This window comes from Levilactobacillus bambusae, assembly GCF_003124125.1.
Classification (GTDB): domain Bacteria; phylum Bacillota; class Bacilli; order Lactobacillales; family Lactobacillaceae; genus Levilactobacillus; species Levilactobacillus bambusae.
Genome location: NZ_QCXQ01000007.1, coordinates 24,820 through 43,633, shown reverse-complemented (window position 1 = coordinate 43,633; position 18,814 = coordinate 24,820). Strand labels below are relative to the sequence as shown.

General features: G+C 47.9%; 19 protein-coding genes. 15 read left to right on the top strand and 4 right to left on the bottom strand.

The genetic code is table 11. The features are described from left to right. The first annotated feature begins 4 nt into the window (after window positions 1-4). From DCM90_RS09470 to DCM90_RS09435, 8 genes are all read left to right on the top strand, one after another. The gene (locus DCM90_RS09470) at window positions 5-961 is read left to right on the top strand and encodes an alpha/beta hydrolase (RefSeq protein ID WP_109251134.1); all 957 of its coding nucleotides are present in this window, start codon (window positions 5-7) and stop codon (window positions 959-961) included. Window positions 962-1,050: 89 nt separating this feature from the next. Next, a complete protein-coding gene (locus tag DCM90_RS09465; protein WP_165815267.1) occupies window positions 1,051-1,974 on the top strand; it encodes a metal ABC transporter solute-binding protein, Zn/Mn family in 924 nt (307 codons plus the stop codon). Continuing rightward, window positions 1,974-2,669: a metal ABC transporter ATP-binding protein gene (locus DCM90_RS09460; RefSeq protein ID WP_109251132.1), complete on the top strand. Its 696-nt coding sequence runs from the start codon at window positions 1,974-1,976 to the stop codon at window positions 2,667-2,669. The genes DCM90_RS09465 and DCM90_RS09460 overlap by 1 nt, the downstream gene beginning before the upstream one ends. Continuing rightward, window positions 2,662-3,453, top strand: coding sequence for a metal ABC transporter permease (locus DCM90_RS09455; RefSeq protein ID WP_109251131.1), 792 nt, complete (start codon window positions 2,662-2,664; stop codon window positions 3,451-3,453). Before DCM90_RS09460 ends, DCM90_RS09455 begins: the two co-directional genes overlap by 8 nt. A gap of 168 nt (window positions 3,454-3,621) precedes the next feature. Further along, window positions 3,622-4,473 carry a pur operon repressor gene (purR, locus tag DCM90_RS09450; RefSeq protein WP_109251130.1) on the top strand — a complete coding sequence of 284 codons (852 nt, stop codon included), beginning with the start codon at window positions 3,622-3,624 and terminating at the stop codon, window positions 4,471-4,473. A gap of 3 nt (window positions 4,474-4,476) precedes the next feature. Continuing rightward, window positions 4,477-5,856, top strand: coding sequence for a bifunctional UDP-N-acetylglucosamine diphosphorylase/glucosamine-1-phosphate N-acetyltransferase GlmU (gene glmU / locus DCM90_RS09445; RefSeq protein ID WP_109251129.1), 1,380 nt, complete (start codon window positions 4,477-4,479; stop codon window positions 5,854-5,856). A 90-nt stretch (window positions 5,857-5,946) separates the two neighbouring features. Next, window positions 5,947-6,927, top strand: coding sequence for a ribose-phosphate diphosphokinase (locus DCM90_RS09440; protein ID WP_109251128.1), 981 nt, complete (start codon window positions 5,947-5,949; stop codon window positions 6,925-6,927). Window positions 6,928-7,022: 95 nt separating this feature from the next. After that, window positions 7,023-7,379: a DUF3899 domain-containing protein gene (locus tag DCM90_RS09435; protein ID WP_109251127.1), complete on the top strand. Its 357-nt coding sequence runs from the start codon at window positions 7,023-7,025 to the stop codon at window positions 7,377-7,379. 364 nt (window positions 7,380-7,743) lie between these two features. Here the strand turns inward: DCM90_RS09435 and yidA are convergent, their stop codons facing one another. After that, entirely contained in the window at window positions 7,744-8,556 is an 813-nt protein-coding gene (gene yidA, locus DCM90_RS09430) for a sugar-phosphatase (RefSeq protein ID WP_109251126.1), read from the bottom strand. 4 nt (window positions 8,557-8,560) lie between these two features. Then, on the bottom strand, window positions 8,561-9,922 hold the full coding sequence (locus tag DCM90_RS09425) for an HD domain-containing protein (RefSeq protein WP_109251125.1): 1,362 nt from the start codon (window positions 9,920-9,922) through the stop codon (window positions 8,561-8,563). A 181-nt stretch (window positions 9,923-10,103) separates the two neighbouring features. Between DCM90_RS09425 and DCM90_RS09420 the strand changes: the two genes are divergently transcribed. The 5 genes from DCM90_RS09420 to DCM90_RS09400 all read left to right on the top strand — a co-directional run bounded on the left by DCM90_RS09420 (window position 10,104) and on the right by DCM90_RS09400 (window position 15,131). Beyond that, window positions 10,104-10,547: a YwiB family protein gene (locus DCM90_RS09420; protein WP_109251124.1), complete on the top strand. Its 444-nt coding sequence runs from the start codon at window positions 10,104-10,106 to the stop codon at window positions 10,545-10,547. A 48-nt stretch (window positions 10,548-10,595) separates the two neighbouring features. Next, window positions 10,596-11,240, top strand: a complete 645-nt coding sequence (gene rpoE, locus DCM90_RS09415; RefSeq protein ID WP_109251123.1) for a DNA-directed RNA polymerase subunit delta — start codon at window positions 10,596-10,598, stop codon at window positions 11,238-11,240. A gap of 164 nt (window positions 11,241-11,404) precedes the next feature. Continuing rightward, window positions 11,405-13,021: a CTP synthase gene (gene pyrG / locus DCM90_RS09410; RefSeq protein WP_109251122.1), complete on the top strand. Its 1,617-nt coding sequence runs from the start codon at window positions 11,405-11,407 to the stop codon at window positions 13,019-13,021. 484 nt (window positions 13,022-13,505) lie between these two features. Beyond that, on the top strand, window positions 13,506-14,792 hold the full coding sequence (gene murA, locus DCM90_RS09405) for a UDP-N-acetylglucosamine 1-carboxyvinyltransferase (protein WP_109251121.1): 1,287 nt from the start codon (window positions 13,506-13,508) through the stop codon (window positions 14,790-14,792). 96 nt (window positions 14,793-14,888) lie between these two features. After that, window positions 14,889-15,131, top strand: coding sequence for a type B 50S ribosomal protein L31 (locus DCM90_RS09400; RefSeq protein ID WP_109251120.1), 243 nt, complete (start codon window positions 14,889-14,891; stop codon window positions 15,129-15,131). A gap of 63 nt (window positions 15,132-15,194) precedes the next feature. Here DCM90_RS09400 and DCM90_RS09395 read toward each other — a convergent pair whose 3' ends face one another. Further along, a complete protein-coding gene (locus DCM90_RS09395; protein ID WP_370738413.1) occupies window positions 15,195-16,445 on the bottom strand; it encodes a multidrug efflux MFS transporter in 1,251 nt (416 codons plus the stop codon). A gap of 135 nt (window positions 16,446-16,580) precedes the next feature. Here DCM90_RS09395 and DCM90_RS09390 point away from each other — a divergent pair, with 135 nt between their 5' ends. Next, complete coding sequence (locus tag DCM90_RS09390) at window positions 16,581-17,300, top strand: class A sortase (protein WP_109251119.1); 720 nt, start codon at window positions 16,581-16,583, stop codon at window positions 17,298-17,300. 81 nt (window positions 17,301-17,381) lie between these two features. On the opposite strand, the gene DCM90_RS09385 is transcribed toward DCM90_RS09390, so the two are convergent. Further along, window positions 17,382-17,852, bottom strand: coding sequence for a low molecular weight protein-tyrosine-phosphatase (locus DCM90_RS09385; protein WP_109251118.1), 471 nt, complete (start codon window positions 17,850-17,852; stop codon window positions 17,382-17,384). Between the two features lie 148 nt (window positions 17,853-18,000). On the opposite strand from DCM90_RS09385, the gene DCM90_RS09380 reads away from it, so the two are divergent. Further along, window positions 18,001-18,786, top strand: coding sequence for a hypothetical protein (locus tag DCM90_RS09380; RefSeq protein WP_109251117.1), 786 nt, complete (start codon window positions 18,001-18,003; stop codon window positions 18,784-18,786). Window positions 18,787-18,814 lie beyond the last annotated feature (28 nt).

The following is an 18,814-nucleotide window of genomic DNA, read 5'->3' as shown; positions in this document are numbered from 1 at the left end:
ATTAATGAAATCAATTCGGAAAGCACTCAAAGTGGCGGGAATTACCGCTGCGGCGGCCACGGGAACTTTAGTGGTAAGTGCCTTAGCCGCCTACCATTTAGCAACGAAGAGCTACAGCCGCAGCCACCAGAAAAATCGGCAGCTATCCATTGCTGAAAATAGCCAGGCAAATAATGCGTGGTATTTAAAGCAGTCACTGGCAGAGTGGCACGTCCAATCAAACGATGGTCTAACGTTGCGGGCAACCTACATATCAGCACCGGTATCGACCAGTCGAACGGTTATTCTCGCTCACGGATTAGGACATTCCAGGGAACAAATGATTCCCTACGCCCGGATGTTTCAGGACCTCGGCTATAACGTGTTAATGCCGGACGCCCGGGCTCACGGCGACAGCGAAGGAACCACGATTGGTTACGGATGGCTTGACCGGCAGGATTACCTGGCTTGGATTGACCAAGTGATTCAACAGGTTCAAGACGCCCAAATTGTTCTCTTGGGGATTAGTATGGGAGCCGCCACGGTCATGGCCGTTAGCGGGGAAACGCTCCCCCAAAACGTTAAGGCCGTGATTGAAGATTCTGGCTACGCAAATGTGCGGGAGGAGGGCAACTTTCGGCTTTGGCATAAGTATCACGTGCCGGTAATGCCGCTCATGCCGATGATTGAACAAATTAACCGGTTAGATGCAGGTTATTGGATGAAGACGAGCGCAATTGATGAGTTGGCGTCACAATCTAAATTGCCAACCCTCCTTATTCATGGGGAAAAGGATCAGACCGTGCCCGTTGAGAATGTTTACACCCTTTATAATGCCCTCAAGACCCCCAAACGGTTATACGTTGACCCCGAAGCGGCCCACGTGATGACCTACGCACGGAACCCCGCGCGGTACCAAGAATTAGTCTCCGATTTTTTGGCACCGTACGTGTACGATGATGTTTTAGATAAAAAAATTTAATTTACGATTGACACGTTTTCAAAATTCCGTATACTGTAAATGGTAACTATTACCGTTTACTGAGAATGAGAGATTGGACTGAATGGGGAATGAGAAAACGTCAATTACACTTTTTGACCGTTTCAGCCGTTGTGCTCACGGTCATTTTTTTAGGCGCGGTTTTAACCGGGTGTCAACAGGCGGCGCCAACCGTTACCAATGGTAAGAAAATTCACGTTGCGACCTCCCTAGACTTTTATGGGGAGGCAGCCAAGGCGGTGGTGGGACCGTACGGAGATGTGACGAGTATTATCAATAGTCCCTCCGTTGATCCCGATAGTTACGAACCGGATACGCAATCCGCGAAGACGGTTGCCAAGGCCAACGTGATTGTACAAAATGGGCTCGGATATGATAGCTGGATGAACCGGCTGGTAAAAGCCAATGATAAACCAGAAGACGACGTGATTACCGTTGGTTCGCTGCTCGGTCACCATACGGGTGATAACCCCCATATTTGGTATGCCCCTGAGATGATGCCCAAGTTAGTGAACCAGTTGGTTAAGCAGTATAGCCAACTGGATCCCCAACACGCTGCGGCCTTTAGGCGCCAGGGGAACGCCTACTTAGCGAAGCTGACCCCCGTGACGACGCTGCAAAAATCCCTGAGGGCGAAGGCGGCCAATCAAAGGATTGCCACCAGTGAACCGGTAGCCAATTACGCTTTGACGGCACTGGGCTATCAAATTGTCGATCCCCACTACGAAAAGGCCATTGAAGAGGGGGCCGACCCCACACCCGCTGATATTAAGCAGGTTCGGGGACTGATCTCAACCCATCAAATTCAATTTTTTGTTAATAATACTCAAAATACGGGGGCCTCAGTCACCCAGTTAGTCCAGTTGGCTAACCGGTCGAAGACACCGGTGCTCCGGGTGACCGAGACGTTGCCAAAGGGAAAGACTTACGAAACGTGGATGCTGGGAATGTACCGGCAAATTCAAAAGATACAACAGCAGGGGGGAGCACATTAATGACGGAACCAATAATTGCCCTAGATCATTTAACGGTCAGTTTTCCGGGTCACCCCGTTTTTTCTGACCTGAACTTAACGGTTAACCGGGGGGACTTCTTAAGTATTTTAGGACCCAACGGGGTTGGAAAAACCACTTTGATGCGGACCATTTTGCACCAGCTGAAGCCAACCAGCGGGCGGGTTGTTTACTATCCCAGTCGGCGGGAAGTTACGGTGGGGTACGTCCCCCAGTTTCGCAACATTGACCCGGAATACCCGTTGTCCATTCGCAACTTTATCGAATTAAACTTCCCCGGGTTTCGGCTTCCCTGGCTGTCTAGAAACGAACGGCTCACAACCAATGCGATCATTCAGCAAACGGGTCTGACCCAGATCGAACACCGGCCGTTGGGGGAAGCTTCCGGCGGTGAAAAGCAGAAGGCCTACTTAGCTCAGGCGCTAGTTGAGAAACCGGATCTTCTTATTTTGGATGAATCAACCGCCAGTCTGGACCCCGTCACCAAGACAGAATTACTGGATCTGGTGAAACGATTAAACGAAACGTCGGGGTTAACCGTCCTCTTTGTCACCCACGACATTCCCATGGCGAGACGGTATTCGAACCGCTACCTCATGATGTCCAAGGGAGGGACGGAAAGTGGCAGAATTCAAGATTTAAGTGACCAACAGGTTTGGAGGTCGGACCATGTTTAGCTACGTTTTTATGCAGAATGCGTACTTAGCTAGTACGATTATTGCCATTATTTGTGGGATTGTCGGGGTCTTCGTCATTGCCCGAAACATGTCCTTTCTGACCCATACCCTGTCAGAAATTGGGTTTGCTGGGGCGGCGTTCGGCTTATTTGCGGGGTGGAGCGCCCTGGGTGGGATGCTGTTGTTTACAACGGTTAGCTCCGTTCTAGTGGGGCAGCTCAGTGCAAAAACTTCTCGGCGGGAGTCGTCAATTTCCGCAATTTCCGCGTTATTTATCGGGTTGGGAATTTTATTTATTTCCCTGTCTAACAAAAATGCCAGTTACGCCACCAACATTTTATTCGGGAGCGTCATTGGCATTGATGCGGCGGCGGTTCATCAATTAATTTGGCTGTCAGTGGCTGTCTTAGCCGTCATTTTTGTTATGTACCGGTTCTTAACGTTTGATTCCTTTGATCCAGTGGGCGCGTCCGTCCATGGTTTATGGACCAACGTTATTTCTATCGTATTTCTAGTAATTCTAGCGTTTAGTGTCAGTGTAGCGGCCCAGGTCGTGGGGTCCCTCCTGATTTTTATTCTCCTCACGCTACCCGCTTCGGCGGCCAAGTACTTTTCTCACTCGGTGGTGGGCATGATGACAATTGCCGTTTTTCTCGCCTTAATTGGCGTTTGGGGTGGGTTATACCTTGGTTACGTGACGAATTGGCCGGTTAGTTTCTTCATTGCGGCGATTGAAGCCGGGTTTTACTTTTGTGCCCTCCTGATTGAACGGTTTAAAAAATAGGCATATGGATGATGGCCACCCCGGTGGGATCCTGGATTCAGGTTGAATTCAGGTTCTCCGCGGGGTGGTTTTTGGTTTCTGAAATTCTTAGCGTAAAATCCGAACATTAAACCGAGCGGGTATGGTAAAATGTAGCGTAAACGACTTTAAAAAATGAGGTGGACTAGGTTGAAGACAAGAAGAAGTGACCGACTCGTCGACATGACGAGATACTTATTAGAGCGTCCCCATCAGCTGATTTCCCTGTCGTACTTTACCAAGCGGTATGACTCAGCCAAGTCTTCCATTAGTGAAGATTTAACCATTCTAAAACGGACCTTTCAGAACCGGGGGACCGGAATTTTAGAGACGGTACCGGGAGCAGCCGGCGGGACTCGATTTATTCCCTACATTCTGCGGGAAAATGCCGAACAGTTTGTGAACCAGATGTGTACGGACCTGAGTGAAGAGGACCGGTATTTGCCCGGGGGCTATGTCTACATGTCAGATGTGCTTGGACAGCCCCGAATTCTTAACGAAATTGGGCGGATTATGGCCACCCAGTATTTGAATGATCCGATTGATGTGGTCATGACGGTGGCCACGAAGGGAGTTCCAATTGCCCAAAGCGTGGCCTTTTACCTGGGGGTCCCGTTCGTAATTGCCCGGCATAACGCGCAAATTACGGAGGGCTCAACGGTGAGTGTTAACTACGTCTCCGCTTCCACGGAACGAATTGAACGGATGGCGTTATCCAAACGAAGCATTGCCCCTAACTCACGGATCCTGATTGTGGATGACTACATGAAGGGTGGCGGAACCATTAGCGGGATGCGGTCGCTGGTGGATGAGTTTGATTCCCAGCTAGTCGGCGTCTCCGTATTTGCGGAGGGGGCTTACTCGGGGGAACGACTGATTAACCGTTACACCTCACTCCTCCACGTTGATACTGCGAACAAACAGATTGACGTTCAACCAGGGAACTATCTCGACCAAATTTTTGGTGATCAAAATCTAACCGTAAAGGGCAAGGAGAAATAAGCAATGAGTACACGAAATACAATTATTTTAGCTGCGGGTAAGGGTACCCGGATGAAATCTAAAGTGTATAAGGTTCTTCATCAGGTGTGTGGCAGGACGATGGCCGATCACGTTTTAACCCAGGTGGAAAAGACGGCCATGGATAACATCGTAACGGTTGTGGGTTACGGTGCCGAAGCGGTCGAACGGGAGTTAGGCGATCGGACTCAGTACGTCGTTCAAGATGAACAGCTGGGGACCGGAGATGCCGTACTAAGGGCAGAACCGCTCCTAGGCGACCTGGACGGAACCACTCTGATTGTGAGTGGGGATACACCCCTCTTTCAGTCGGAAACCTTTGACAAACTATTAGCCTACCACCGGGCTCAAAATGCAGCGGCTACGGTATTGTCCTCCGTTGCCCCAGATCCTACGGGATACGGTCGAATTGTCAGAAACGACCTGGGAATGGTGGAAAAGATTGTGGAACAAAAGGACGCCACTGAACAGGAACAGGCCATCCAGGAAATTAACACGGGGGTTTACGCGTTTGATAACCGGCAATTATTTGAGGCCCTCCATCAAATTAATAACGATAATGCGCAGGGGGAATATTACCTGACGGACGCCATCGAAGTATTGAAACGGCAGGGACAAACGGTTGGTGCTTATACCATGGCCAACTTTGAGGAGTCCATGGGGGTCAACGACCGAATTGCGCTCGCTAAGGCTACGCGCATTATGCAGAAGCGAATTAACGAAACCCACATGAAAAATGGGGTCTCAATGGTGGACCCAGAACGGACCTACATTGACGTTGACGTTCAAATTGGTAACGATACAATTCTTGAACCCGGGGTTTATCTAAAGGGGACGACGGTTATCGGCAGTGACTGCTTCATTGGGTCGAACGCTGAGGTTCGGGATTCCGTTATCCACGATGGCGTTACCGTCACGTCCTCCCTGGTTGAAAAATCCGAAATGTTTGACGAAAGCAACATTGGTCCTTATAGTCACCTGCGACCTGACGCTAAGATCGGGCCGAAAGTTCACCTCGGCAACTTCGTGGAAGTGAAGTCGGCCACCATTGGCGAAGGGACCAAAGTGGGCCACTTAACTTACGTGGGTAACGCTAAGCTGGGTAAGAATATTAACGTTGGTTGCGGCGTTATCTTTGCCAACTACGATGGAAAACACAAGCACGAAACAACGGTGGGCGATGACTCCTTTATCGGGTCAAACGCCAACTTAATTGCCCCAATCACAGTCGCTGATCATTCCTTTATTGCTGCCGGATCAACCATTACGGATGACGTTAACCAGTTTGATATGGCCATTGCCCGGGCCCGCCAGACCAATAAATCCGGCTACTACAAGAAGCTGCCGTACTCGGGTGAAGAATAAACGTCTTGATGACGGCTTGTATTTTGCAATTATCTGGCATAAAATGTGGTGTAGAAAAATTTTGCAGATAACTTGCCACTGGAGGATTTTATGGCTGAACAATATTTTGATCCAAAGTTAAAGATTTTTGCCTTGAACTCTAACCGACCTCTGGCTGAAAAGATTGCCAAGGTTGTCGGAGTTGATTTAGGAAAGCTCGCGGTTGATCGGTTTAGTGACGGAGAAATTCGGATTAACATCGAAGAAAGCATCCGGGGCGATAACGTTTATGTCATCCAATCAACCTCAGCTCCCGTAAACGATAATTTAATGGAATTATTGATCATGGTGGATGCTTTGCGCCGTGCGAGCGCTGCAACCATTAACGTGGTCATTCCGTACTACGGTTATGCGCGTCAGGACAGAAAGCAACGGTCCCGCGAACCCATTACCGCTAAGCTGGTTGCGGACATGCTAGAGACGGCTGGCATTAGCCGGGTGATTGCGCTGGATCTTCACGCAGCCCAGATTCAAGGCTTCTTTGACGTTCCGGTTGACCATATGATGGGCGCCCCGTTACTCGCTGATTACTTTTTAAATAATCACCTGGACGAAAATGCCGTTGTGGTTTCACCTGATCACGGTGGCGTTACCCGGGCCCGGGCCATGGCTGAGTTCCTGAAGACCCCCATTGCCATTATTGACAAACGGCGGCCTAAGGCTAACGTGGCAGAAATTATGAACATTATCGGTGATGTTAAGGGTAAGCGATGCATCATGATTGATGATATGATTGATACCGCTGGAACCTTAACGTTAGGATCACAGGCCCTAATTGACGCAGGTGCGTCCGACGTTTATGCTTGTGCAACCCACCCGGTATTATCAGGTCCCGCCATTGAGCGACTAGAAAATTCTCCGCTAAAGGAGATTGTGGTGACGGATTCCATTCAACTTCCAGAAAGCAAAAAGATCGATAAGATTGTCCAAATTTCGGTCGCCCCATTAATTGGGACGGCGATCAAACGGATTAACGAAAATAAGCCGTTAAGTCCGTTATTCCACAACCGGTTCCACGTGGAAAGCAAGTAAACAAGTGATTTAGGACTGCTAAAAACAACGGTCACTAACGGTACTGGTGATGATCAGTAAGGTTAGTGGCCGTTAGTTGTAAGGTGGGTGAAGAAATGAAATTAATGGGGGATATTAGCTGGGCGTTTGCAACCGCCATTCTCATTATTTTGGTGGGCGTGTTGTTTATTCCGTTTGGAACGTCGGTCATCACCGTGGCCAACGCCTTTTTTATGATTGGTCTAGCTTTCCTAGCGTTGGCCGCCTTTTTTATTATTGAACGGGGCCATTTATTAGCTGGCTGGCGGCGGTTTAACAAGCGGGGCGGTCAAACGGATGACAAACCCCAAAAGATTGATGTCCGGTCCGTTGGCAGCGTGAAAAACGGGCCAATCGTGGTAAATCAGTACGCCCGGTTCTGTTTAATCAACGGGGGCGTCCTCATTATTTTAGGAATTTTTTTAACGGTGTAAAACTTAAGAGGCAGGAACATAAGACGTTCAGGCCATGCCAAATAGGGCAGAGGACCAGGTTCGATTGTATTTTGATCGGATTTGGTCCTCTGCCCTATTTGGTTGTGGTCTGTTTTTAGTCGGGTTCCACTTCTCAACTTTTTTGCGGTTAACCAAGCTCACAAATAATACTAAAACCCAGTATTTTTTATGAGCTCCGTTAATCCTCAAAAGTAAGCGAGAATCTCCACACCCTGTTCCGTAACTACTGATCCGAAAGCATCCTGTCAAGGATGCTTTCGGATCATGTTGCAAGAGTCACATTTTTAAGCGAAGCGGGCCTAATGTCCTAACTTCCTTTTTTATGGCCCAAAGATCTAATTGATTAATTCTTAGCCAAGACCTGATTAATGGCGTAGGCGACGCCATCTTCGGCGTTAGTCTTGGTCACAAATTGAGCGGCCTGCTTGTCTTCGGCGATGCCATTGCCCATGGCAACCCCGGTTCCAGCATACTGGATCATGGTTAAGTCGTTGCCCTGGTCCCCAATAGCCATAACGTCATCGGCGGTCAAACCGAGTTTGTCTACGAGCTCGCTTAGTGTGTTGCCCTTGCTGGCCTTTTTGTTCATGACCTCAATAAAGTACGGTTCACTTTGAACAACGTAGTACTTTTCCCGGTAGCTTTCGGGAATTTGAGTGTTTACTCGGCTAATAACGGTGGGGTCATCAACGAACATACACTTGGAAATTTTCAGCTGATCGGACATTTCGTTTACCGTCCGGTACTTAATTAACATGCGAACTAGGTAGCTTTCAGCAATCGAATATCCGCTGATGTCCCGGTTGGCCGTATAGATATAGTCGGCCGTTTCCGTGTGAAAGTGGCTGTTCAGTTTGCGGGATAGTGCCTCAAGGTCAATATAATCATCTAAGGTAAGCTGGTGGTTAACGAGAACGTTGCCCGAAACCGTTTGGGCCATGGCACCGTTAAACGTGATGACGTAATTATCATCACCGCTGATTCCTAATTCATCTAGGTAGGGGTTGGCACCGGATAGGGGGCGCCCTGTACAGAGCACCACTTTAATTCCTCGACTCATAGCCGATTGGATGGCAGCCTTGGTGGCGCTAGTGAGTTCGTGATCCGGATTCAATAAGGTCCCATCGATATCAATTGCAATTAATTTAATACTCATGATTTTACTCCTTTGGAATGGTGAGTTGGTTATTGTGAATGTAACGGCCGAAGTCGTTAAATATATCTTGGAAGAGGTTAATGCCGCCATCTTCCGGAATGAGCATTTCCTTCGGGAAGAAGAACCGCTGGTCACCCGAGAGTTTCCCGCTAATGGCGTTCACGATCGCTGATTCCTGGGAGAGTTCAACGAGGCTGCCATCGGAACGCATGAGTTCAATCTGAGTCAGGGGCTTCTTCATCTTGGGGTCGTAGGCGTCATCATAGGGCAGGTCATAGCTATTATTAATGGCGGTGTACGCATGGCTGTCATAACCGGCGTCGCTGATGAGTGCCCGTAAGTGGGGAATCAAGGTGGCCGTTTCAGAGTCAAATTCAACACTCTTTAGGGGCTTGCGGTCGAGGAAACGGTGGGAGAGGTCGGCTAATATTTGGTCGTTCGCCGTTCGCCAGTTAATAAAGTAGGTCCCAAAGACCCCGTCATCTAAGTTGAGGTAGTCCTCTAGGCTGAACCGATGCTCAAAAAAGGGAATTAGGAGGGTGGGCACGAAATCTTCGTCACCGTTGCCGGCTTCATAAATTTCCTTAGCCCGCTGCAGCAAGTGATCTAAAATGACCTCCATTGAACGAGAAACGGGGTGGAAGTAAACCTGTTGGTACATTTGAAACCGACTGACAATGAAGTCTTCAACCGCATGTTTACCGCTAATATCAAAGGCAATCCCGTCTTGGTAGGGCTTCATGGACCGCAGTACCCGCTGTAAATCAAAGGTTCCGTATTTAACGCCAGTATAGTAGGCATCCCGGAGGAGGTAGTCCATTCGATCAGCATCCAACTGACTGGAGATCATCTGCACCACCTGCTTATTAGCGTAGGTTTTTTGGATGACGCTGGCCACTTTTTCCGGAAATTCTGGACTGACGGAACGCAGAACGCGGTTCACTTCGGTTTCCTCGGACGTCAGAATTTCCACCGTAATGGCCTCGTGATTGGTTTGGAAAATATGTTCAAACGTGTGGGAGTAAGGGCCGTGGCCAATGTCATGAAGCAGGGCCGCACAAAGAGCCACCAACCGTTCCGAATCATCCCAGAGCCCGTCTCCCGCGGCCTTTGTCGGGTAGTTGCGCTGGAAATGATCGCAAATCTCCCGGGCCACTTCGTAAACCCCTAATGAGTGGCCGAACCGCGTATGTTCAGCCCCATGAAAGGTGAAGGAAGTGGTGCCGAGCTGTTTGATGCGACGCAGACGTTGGAATTCCCGGGTGTTAATGAGGTCTAAAATAACCTGATTCTCAACGTAAATATAGTTATGGACTGGGTCACGGAAAACCTTTTCCCGTGGAAGTCGTTCGTTAGCGTATGACAAGTATTACCCTCCTAAGTCGACGAGGTCACGTCAGAATGGAAACGTCGTCCTGTATAATAGTTCCATTATACAGGAATTCAAGCAAAAGCTAAATTCGAGATCAGGGTTGGTCAATTCTTAGCTCTAGACCCCAGAATAGATTATAATGGGGGTAATGAATACCTTGAGAGGAAGTGTCAACGTGGACGAACAAAAAGCGGGAACACCAATTGCCATTCACTTGCAAACGGAGATTAAACAGGATGACGACATCACCAGCTATAAATTAGATGTGCAGGGGCGGCTAGTTCAGATGGGCCAAACGATTTACATTCGGTACGTTGAACAGGATCCAGAATCTGATTACCAACCGGTACCGGTAACGATGAAGTTATCGGCTAATGGTGATGTGCAGTTAACACGTTCGGCGGAGAACCGGCTGCGCTTACTGTTTAAAGCGGGCAAACGAATTCGGGCCCAGTATCAAACCCCGTTTGGTTCAATTCCTGTCGAAACGGTCACCCCGTTATTAGACGTAAGTTTTCGGGACCGGCCATTTGGTGGTAACGTCAAAATTGATTACAATCTATACGCTAACGGTGAATTAGTGGGAGATTACAAGATTCGATTGCAATTTACGGCTTAAGCGAGTATGATATCTATTGCTTAGACTGTGGAAAGGACGTGCACCAGTTTGGAATTAAAAGTCTTTGAAGGCCAGAACAAAAATGAATTATCAATGATCGAAGTTGCTCATGCCATTTTGTCTAACAAGGGAGATGTCATGCCATTTGCTGACCTTGTTAACCAAGTGCAACAGTACATGGGAACAAGCGACGGAGAAATCCGGGATCGGCTCTCGCAATTCTACACGGACTTAAATATCGATGGAAGTTTCATTTCTCTGGGTGATAACCTTTGGGGCTTACGGACTTGGTATCCGTACGAATCCATTGATGAAGCAACTGTCCACATGGACGAAGAAGAGGATATGCCTAAACGCAAGAAGCGTAAGAAAGTGAACGCCTTCTTGGATGATGCAAGTGACGATGATGATGTTATTGACTACGATGACGATGATCCAGAAGATCAGGAGTTAGTCGATGAAGAAGATAACGACAACACCGAAGATGACACAGCGGACGAAACCTACGTTGATGATCAAGGGGTTGCGGAAGATCACGAAGCAGACCTAGGCAAGTACCAACATGATCTTGAAGACATCGACGCCCAACAGAGTGCGGATGACGAAGAAGACGACGATTTACCAGATGGAATCGAAGGGCAGCTTTCTGAACTTGATCCTGATGATGATCATCTCGACGATGAAGAAAATTAATTTTTAACTTGACGCATCAATAAATTTCGGGTATTATCTTTTTTGGGCTCTTTACGGGTACGTAAAGACAATCACACTGATGATAACCAAGCTCCCTATTCCAATGAATAGGGAGCTTTTTTCATGGTTCATCCCCAAATATAAAAAATTTAAGGAGTTATCACATGACCAAATATATTTTTGTGACTGGCGGCGTTGTGTCATCATTAGGTAAAGGAATCGTAGCAGCCTCGTTGGGTCGGCTATTAAAAAACCGGGGCCTAAACGTTACCATTCAAAAATTTGATCCCTACATTAACGTTGATCCCGGAACGATGAGTCCCTATCAACATGGTGAAGTATTCGTGACGGATGATGGGACTGAAACCGATTTGGATTTAGGCCATTACGAACGTTTTATTGATAACAACTTAAATAAGTACTCCAACGTGACAACGGGGAAGATTTATTCTGAAGTGTTAGAAAAGGAACGGCGCGGAGACTATCTTGGCGCAACCGTTCAAGTGATTCCACACATTACTGGCATGATTAAAGAGAAGATTGAACGGGCAGGGAAGACGCTCGGCGCCGATATTGTGATTACGGAAATTGGGGGAACGGTGGGTGATATTGAATCACAACCATTCCTTGAAGCCATTCGGCAAATGAAGGCGGATGTTGGTGAAGACAACGTCGTCTACATTCATACTACGTTGATTCCTTACCTCCGGGCGGCCGGCGAGCAAAAGACGAAGCCAACGCAACACAGTGTTCGGGAACTTCGGGGCTTGGGAATTCAACCAAACCTCTTGGTTGTTAGAACCGAGGTACCGTTGACCGATAGCGCCCGCAAGAAGATTGCCGGCTTCTGTGACGTTAAACCAGAAGCAGTAATTGAATCCAGAGATGTTGATTCTATCTATGATGTTCCGTTAATGCTGCAGGCCCAAAACATGGACCAAATCGTGCTAGACGACTTACACGTTGAAGCACCTAAGGCAGACATGACAAAGTGGTCCGAAATGGTTGAACACGTTAAGAACTTGAAGAAGACCATTAACATCGCTCTCGTTGGGAAATACGTGGCACTTCACGATGCCTACATTTCCGTTGCTGAAGCGCTGAAACACGCGGGTTATCCGGTGGATGCTGATATCAACCTAACGATGGTGGATTCAGAAAAGATTACTCCGGAAAACGTTTCGGATATGTTAAAGGATCAAGACGGTATCATCGTTCCCGGTGGATTTGGGGATCGTGGTATCGAAGGCATGATTCAAGCCATTAAGTACGCCAGAGAAAACGACGTTCCGTTCCTCGGAATCTGCTTAGGGATGCAAATGGCAGCCGTTGAATTTGCCCGTGATGTCTTAGGCTACGCCGACGCCAACTCAAGCGAAATGGATCCAACGACAGACCATAAGATTATTGATTTGATGGCGGATCAAGAGGGCGTTAATGATATGGGTGGCACTCAACGACTGGGTCTCTATCCGGCTAAGTTGGTTCCAGGATCCGTTACGGCAGCGGCTTACGATAACCAAGAGTTAATCCAAGAACGTCACCGGCACCGTTATGAATTTAACAACCAATACCGTCAGGAAATGAAGGATAAGGGCCTGGTTTTTGCCGGTACTTCACCTGACGATCGGTTAGTTGAAGTCATTGAAATTCCAAACAAGAAATTCTTCGTGGCTTCCCAATACCACCCAGAATTCCTGTCACGGCCAAACCGGCCCGAAGGACTTTTCCGGGCCTTTGTAGCAGCGGCTAACGACGTTCATGACGAAAAGAATGCGTAAAATGAATTTGATTATCCAGTAACGGGTAACATGAGAGGCTGTGACATTAGTCGTTTAAGCCTGGCAAAATAAGGATCCTCCCGTAATACGAACGTTCTTTGTTCGTGTTTTGGGAGGATCCTTATTTTGATTTGGCTTGACTAATGTCACGTCACTACTGGTGCGAAGTCATCCGTACTTTGGATGTTGGGCTTCGTGTCAGGCAGCAGATTTGTGTTTTCTGAGCGAAGCGGACTTATAGTACAGCCCCCTTTCTTTACATAGAAGTTTACTATTAAGGTGTTTTTCGTGGACGTTACCGTTCGATTATGAGATAACAGTACGGAAGTTATTTTTAAAGTTTCCTTAAGCCCAGTGGTAAATGTTACAATTAGAAGGAAATGACGTGAAAGTGTTGTGTTTTTGCTGTCATTTAATTATTATTAAGCTTGACTGTACGAAATACATGGTACCGCATGATTAAATAAGTGAGGAACTCGTCACAATGAAGAAAATGAATATCCGCGGTGGTCGGCGCCTTACAGGTGAGGTCACCATTGGCGGAGCTAAAAATAGTACTGTAGCCTTAATCCCCGCCGCAATTCTGGCGGATACCCCCGTGCGCTTTGACATGGTCCCGGACATTCTGGATGTGCATAACTTAATGACCATTTTGAATTCGATGAACGTCCACTCAACATTTGGGGACGGGGTATTAATGATTGACCCCACTCAAATTCAAGAGGGGCCCCTACCAAGTCGAGCCATTAAAAGTTTACGAGCCTCATATTACTTTATGGGGGCCTTGCTCGGCCGGTTTAACCGGGCCACGGTGAGTTTCCCCGGCGGCGATAACATTGGTCCGCGCCCCATTGATCAACACATCAAGGCGTTTCGGGCGCTCGGTGCCGAGGTTGAAGAAAACAGTGGTACCGTCACCATGGTGGCACCGAATGGTCTCCGGGGAACCACGATCTTTTTAGATGTGGTTTCCGTTGGTGCAACCATTAACACCATCCTCGCAGCCGTTAAAGCGGTTGGGACGACGGTAATTGAAAATGCCGCTAAGGAACCTGAAATTATCGATATGGCCACTTTCCTGAACAATATGGGCGCCCACATCCGGGGTGCCGGAACGGATGTCATCCGTATTGAAGGAGTGGCGTCACTCAACGCTACCAACACCCACACGATCATTCCCGATCGCATTGAAGCGGGAACCTACCTAGCGTTAGCTGCTGCAGCGGGAGACGGGATTATGATTCATAATATCATTCCTGAGCACTTGGAATCCTTTACCGCTAAGTTATTGGAAATGGGGGTTGATCTGGTCGTGAATGAGGACAGTATCTATGTCCCTCACTCAGAAAACCTCAGGGGGATTCAGGTGAAGACAATGCCATTCCCCGGTTTTGCAACGGATTTACAGCAGCCAATTACGCCACTAATGTTTAAAGCGGTTGATACGAGTACCATTATCGATACGATTTATCCCAAACGGCTCAAGCATGTTCCCCAACTGCAAAAGATGGGGGGCAATATTCGGTCCGAAGACGGAATGATCATCGTTGACCCGAGTGATGAATTGCACGGAATGGACGTTGACGCGGGTGAAATTCGGGCCGGTGCCGCATTAATGATTACCGGACTGATGGCAAAGGGTGAAACCCGAATCCACCACGCCGAAAACATTTTACGGGGTTATGACCGGATTGTTGATAAACTCACGGCTTTAAACGCTGATATTGAGATTACCGAAGAGGAACCCTCAATTGTTGAAGAACAAGACTAGTCTTGTCGGCTAGCTCGTTTAATGTTATAATTTGCGAGTTGACGAAAAATCAATCTCTGAATCGGAAAGGTTCAGGGCAAAAGGAGCGTATACATCATGCAACAGGGAATTCACCCAGATTACCATGAAGTTGTCTTCCAAGATTCCAGTACAGGTAAGCAATTTATCTCTGGATCAACTGCAACTTCTGACGAAACTGTCGAAATCGACGGTAAGACTTATCCATTAATTCGTGTCGAAGTTACTTCTGACTCTCACCCATTCTACACTGGTAAGCAGAAGTTCATGAAGGCCGACGGAGCCGTTGACAAGTTCAACAAGAAGTACGGTCTTAAGTAAGTTAAGATCTAACGTAAAGAGCCGTCATCAACAGCATGTTGATGACGGCTCTTTATTACTTTATTATCTGTGGAGCTGATCAAGGTGCTTTTTTCTGAGGGAGCGGGTATTATTCCAAACCCACAGGAAGTTAATGGCAACCAAGACGGACGTTGAAATAAAGACCATTTGGTAGTTGAAGGCTCCCGACACAAGCGAACCGATGACGGGACCCACAACCATCCCCAGGTACTGGAAGGATTGGTTCCAGGAAAATACCCGGCCGGTGACCTCGGTTGGACTATTTTTAGACAGCAGGGTCTGAACCGATGGCAGCATCGAGGCGTTCGATACCCCGATAAGAAACCGAAGCCCAATTAGCTGCCAAACGTTTGTGACAAACGCCATGGGGATGTAAATGAGGATCGCAAAGACGAATCCGAACGTCAGCACAAGTTCGGTGCCGACACGATCTCCTAGTTCACCAAGGCGTGGTGCAGCTAAAATAGTGGCAATCCCCGGCACCGAAGAAACAATCCCGGCAAATAAGCTGACGGCATTGGAACCGTGCATAATCTGTTTAACGTATAGTGAGATAATGGGGGAAATTGAGGTGTTAGAGGCCTGAATAATTAAGGTGGTAAAGAAAAGGGCGAACACCAGCCGGGGGTGCTTTAAGGAGGCAACCACTTCCTTTGGACTGTTAGTCTCCTCCTTGGTCACGGGTTCGAAATCTTCCTTAACGAAAATCAGGGTCAAAACAAAGGCGGAGAGAAGCAGCACGCCCGTAATAAAAAAGGTCGGCCGGTAACCGAAGAATTGGGCGAGCACCCCGCCAAGCAGAGGACCTAATAATGATCCGCTCACACTACCAGTTGCTAACGTTCCTAAGGCCCGTCCACTGTTTTCCTTAGGGGCCTGCGTTGCAATTAGGGTATTGGCATTCCCAATGTACCCCGAAAAAATGCCTTGAATGAGCCGCAGCACAATTAATTCCCAAACGTTACTGACGAGTCCCATGCAGCCCATGACGAGCGCCATTCCCAGGGAGGCCCGGAGAAGCATTGGTTTTCGGCCTAGGCGGTCAGCCAGACTGCCCCACATTGGGGATACAATTCCAGCAACGAGGTAGGTGGCAGCAAAAGTCACCCCACTGTAAATACTTAGCTCCCCGCGGGAAAAATGGCCCAGGGTGGCAACGTATAACGACAGAAAGGGCATGACCTCGCTAAAACCGACGCTGGCCATAAAGGTGCCAAACCAAAGAATGATGAGATTTCGCTTCCACAGCGGCGTTTTGGGGGTGTGCGGTTTTCCGGACACATCATCCAAGATTAATCAATCTTCTTTCTTATTCAGATTTTATGGTTTAAAATAAGCACAGGATTAAATGCCGATTTCAAACAAATCGATGTAAATATAAAATTAAGCATACCACTTTCAGTGGGTAACGACAAAGGGAGCACAGCTATGGCGCAGAAAAAAACGCATCGGGTTCGACGACTTCTGACACAGATTGGGTTGGGCCTAGTCATCCTCATATCGCTAGGATTAATCTTTAACGAACAGATTAAGGACTGGATGATTACGTCTTACCAGCCTAAGGTAACTCAGGCCAGTGTGAAGCAAGGACATCAGCAGCCCGCAGACTATGATTTTAAGGCGGTTAAGTCCTTGGACTTTTCCACCGTGGCTAAGGCCAGGTGGAACTCGAACCACCTGGCAATTGTTGGGGAACTCTTGATTCCGGATGATGACGTCCACCTCCCCATTGGCCAGGGAGTTTCTAACGATACATTGGCATTAGCTGCGGGAACTATGCGGTCCAACCAACAAATGGGGACGGGCAATTATGCGTTAGCTGGGCACCATATGACGTCTAAAACGATCCTTTTTAGTCCACTTTACTGGAAGGCCCGGGTGGGTCAGACCATTTACCTTTCGGACCAGCATAACGTTTACGAATATAAAATGACGGTCCGCAAGTTTATTCCGGCCACGGATGTGCAGGTGGTCGATCAAACGAAAAAACCGATGATCACCCTGATTACCTGTGATGCGACGGGAGCAAACCGGTTAATGATTCGGGGGAGCTACGTTCGAAAGATGGCGTACAAGAACGCCCCCAGCCAGGTGAAAAAGGAATTCGCGGCTAAGTTCAATAACCGATATACCGAAGCCGATGAATAAGTAAATAGAGAGAATTACCAAGCCCGATTATCTCTTCAACCGGAGCTAGTAATTCTCTCTATTTTTTGCTGCTTAGCAAACTTACTGATCCGCTTGGGTTACCCGGTCTAACCATCCCGGTAACGCGGCGTTGAGGGATTGGTAGGTATCTTCAAACCGGTGGGAGTACCAGGGATCAGGAATTTCTTGGCCGGCAAACCCGGGCACCGTCTCTAACGCTAAATGCACCTTTTCTTGATCGGCTCGAGTAGGTGCCAATCGGTTTAGGTTGCGCAGGTTGGATTGATCCATCGTAATGATCACGTCCGCCCAGTCAAAGTCAGCGGCAGTGATAGGTTGTGAAACCATTCCGCTTGGGTCTAAACCGTGGCTGCGCATGGTTTTTTGCGCACCCGGATGGGGTGGATTACCTTCCTCCTCGGTACTGGTGGCCCTTGACTCGACTTGAATTTGATCGGTTAAGTGCCTATCCGCCACCATTTGTTTAAACATGGCTTCTGCCATGGGTGACCGGCAAATATTACCTAGGCAGACAAATAAAACGTGTTCCATTTCGGTCCCTCCCTATTGAATTTATTAGTCATAGTGTATCAATCCGGTTACCTAAAAGTAAATTAAAATTAATGTGTTTTTACGTAGGCTGAACGTAGCAATCGTAGTACAATAATGAATGGAATCTAAGGGAAGAGTGTGCGGGGTCATGCGTGATAATTTTATTTACATTAATTTAGAACCAATTTCAAATATGATTTTTTCGTTTGGGATCAGTCCGGCTGATTTTTTAAACGGTATTCCAACCGTCCCGGATCGGGTGGTTCTTTTACGTGGGGATCACCGGGAGAGTAACGCGATGGATCCGCATACCCGATTTGAGACGGTGGAAGGCCAACCTCAAGTCCGGGCCTTTTTAATTGGCAGACAAAACGTGATGCCCAAGTGGATTGACTATTCGGGTTCGGATGACTTAACCTTTTTGATGCCGGATGAAATCGCGGAACTCTTGTATATTGCGCACATGGATTCGCATATTCGGACCCCGTTTTACGCTAAGCTGCAGAACGAATACGTCTATTTGTCGCTGCATGACGGCTTTTTAAAGGTTTATTTCCGGCACCTCTCCTACTTTAATCACGTGCTAGACGTCAGCATTAAGCGTCACCTGCGAACCATTCATAATTCACGGTGGCGCTTTGGCCGGCCGCTTGCGGTTGCGGATGTTCCGGACCCCATTATTTTGCAGCTGACCCGGGTGTTTTCGGACGGCATTATTATTGCCTTTGACCGGATGCTGGAGCGCAACCATGAGTATCAAATTCCCGTATTAATGGTGCCGAATCCAGAACGGGAAACCTCATGGCACACCCAAGAAGATGTTTATTCGGGAGCTAAGTTAATTGCGAACCTTAACTATAATCAGATCACCCGAGCTTGGAAATTAGATGTGATTGCTGAGGACGTTTTTACAGATGTTAATCGATTACTATAACCAGAGCTGTTGAATAGGAGTTTTTAAT

What these genes read in the sequence shown, in the direction of transcription:
- DCM90_RS09470 (WP_109251134.1), top strand. Translation starts at nt 5, where the DNA reads ATGAAATCAATTCGGAAAGCACTCAAAGTGGCGGGAATTACCGCTGCG.
- DCM90_RS09465 (WP_165815267.1), top strand. Translation starts at nt 1,051, where the DNA reads ATGAGAAAACGTCAATTACACTTTTTGACCGTTTCAGCCGTTGTGCTC.
- DCM90_RS09460 (WP_109251132.1), top strand. Translation starts at nt 1,974, where the DNA reads ATGACGGAACCAATAATTGCCCTAGATCATTTAACGGTCAGTTTTCCG.
- DCM90_RS09455 (WP_109251131.1), top strand. Translation starts at nt 2,662, where the DNA reads ATGTTTAGCTACGTTTTTATGCAGAATGCGTACTTAGCTAGTACGATT.
- glmU (WP_109251129.1), top strand. Translation starts at nt 4,477, where the DNA reads ATGAGTACACGAAATACAATTATTTTAGCTGCGGGTAAGGGTACCCGG.
- DCM90_RS09440 (WP_109251128.1), top strand. Translation starts at nt 5,947, where the DNA reads ATGGCTGAACAATATTTTGATCCAAAGTTAAAGATTTTTGCCTTGAAC.
- DCM90_RS09435 (WP_109251127.1), top strand. Translation starts at nt 7,023, where the DNA reads ATGAAATTAATGGGGGATATTAGCTGGGCGTTTGCAACCGCCATTCTC.
- yidA (WP_109251126.1), bottom strand. Translation starts at nt 8,556, where the DNA reads ATGAGTATTAAATTAATTGCAATTGATATCGATGGGACCTTATTGAAT.
- pyrG (WP_109251122.1), top strand. Translation starts at nt 11,405, where the DNA reads ATGACCAAATATATTTTTGTGACTGGCGGCGTTGTGTCATCATTAGGT.
- murA (WP_109251121.1), top strand. Translation starts at nt 13,506, where the DNA reads ATGAAGAAAATGAATATCCGCGGTGGTCGGCGCCTTACAGGTGAGGTC.
- DCM90_RS09400 (WP_109251120.1), top strand. Translation starts at nt 14,889, where the DNA reads ATGCAACAGGGAATTCACCCAGATTACCATGAAGTTGTCTTCCAAGAT.
- DCM90_RS09390 (WP_109251119.1), top strand. Translation starts at nt 16,581, where the DNA reads ATGGCGCAGAAAAAAACGCATCGGGTTCGACGACTTCTGACACAGATT.
- DCM90_RS09385 (WP_109251118.1), bottom strand. Translation starts at nt 17,852, where the DNA reads ATGGAACACGTTTTATTTGTCTGCCTAGGTAATATTTGCCGGTCACCC.
- DCM90_RS09380 (WP_109251117.1), top strand. Translation starts at nt 18,001, where the DNA reads ATGCGTGATAATTTTATTTACATTAATTTAGAACCAATTTCAAATATG.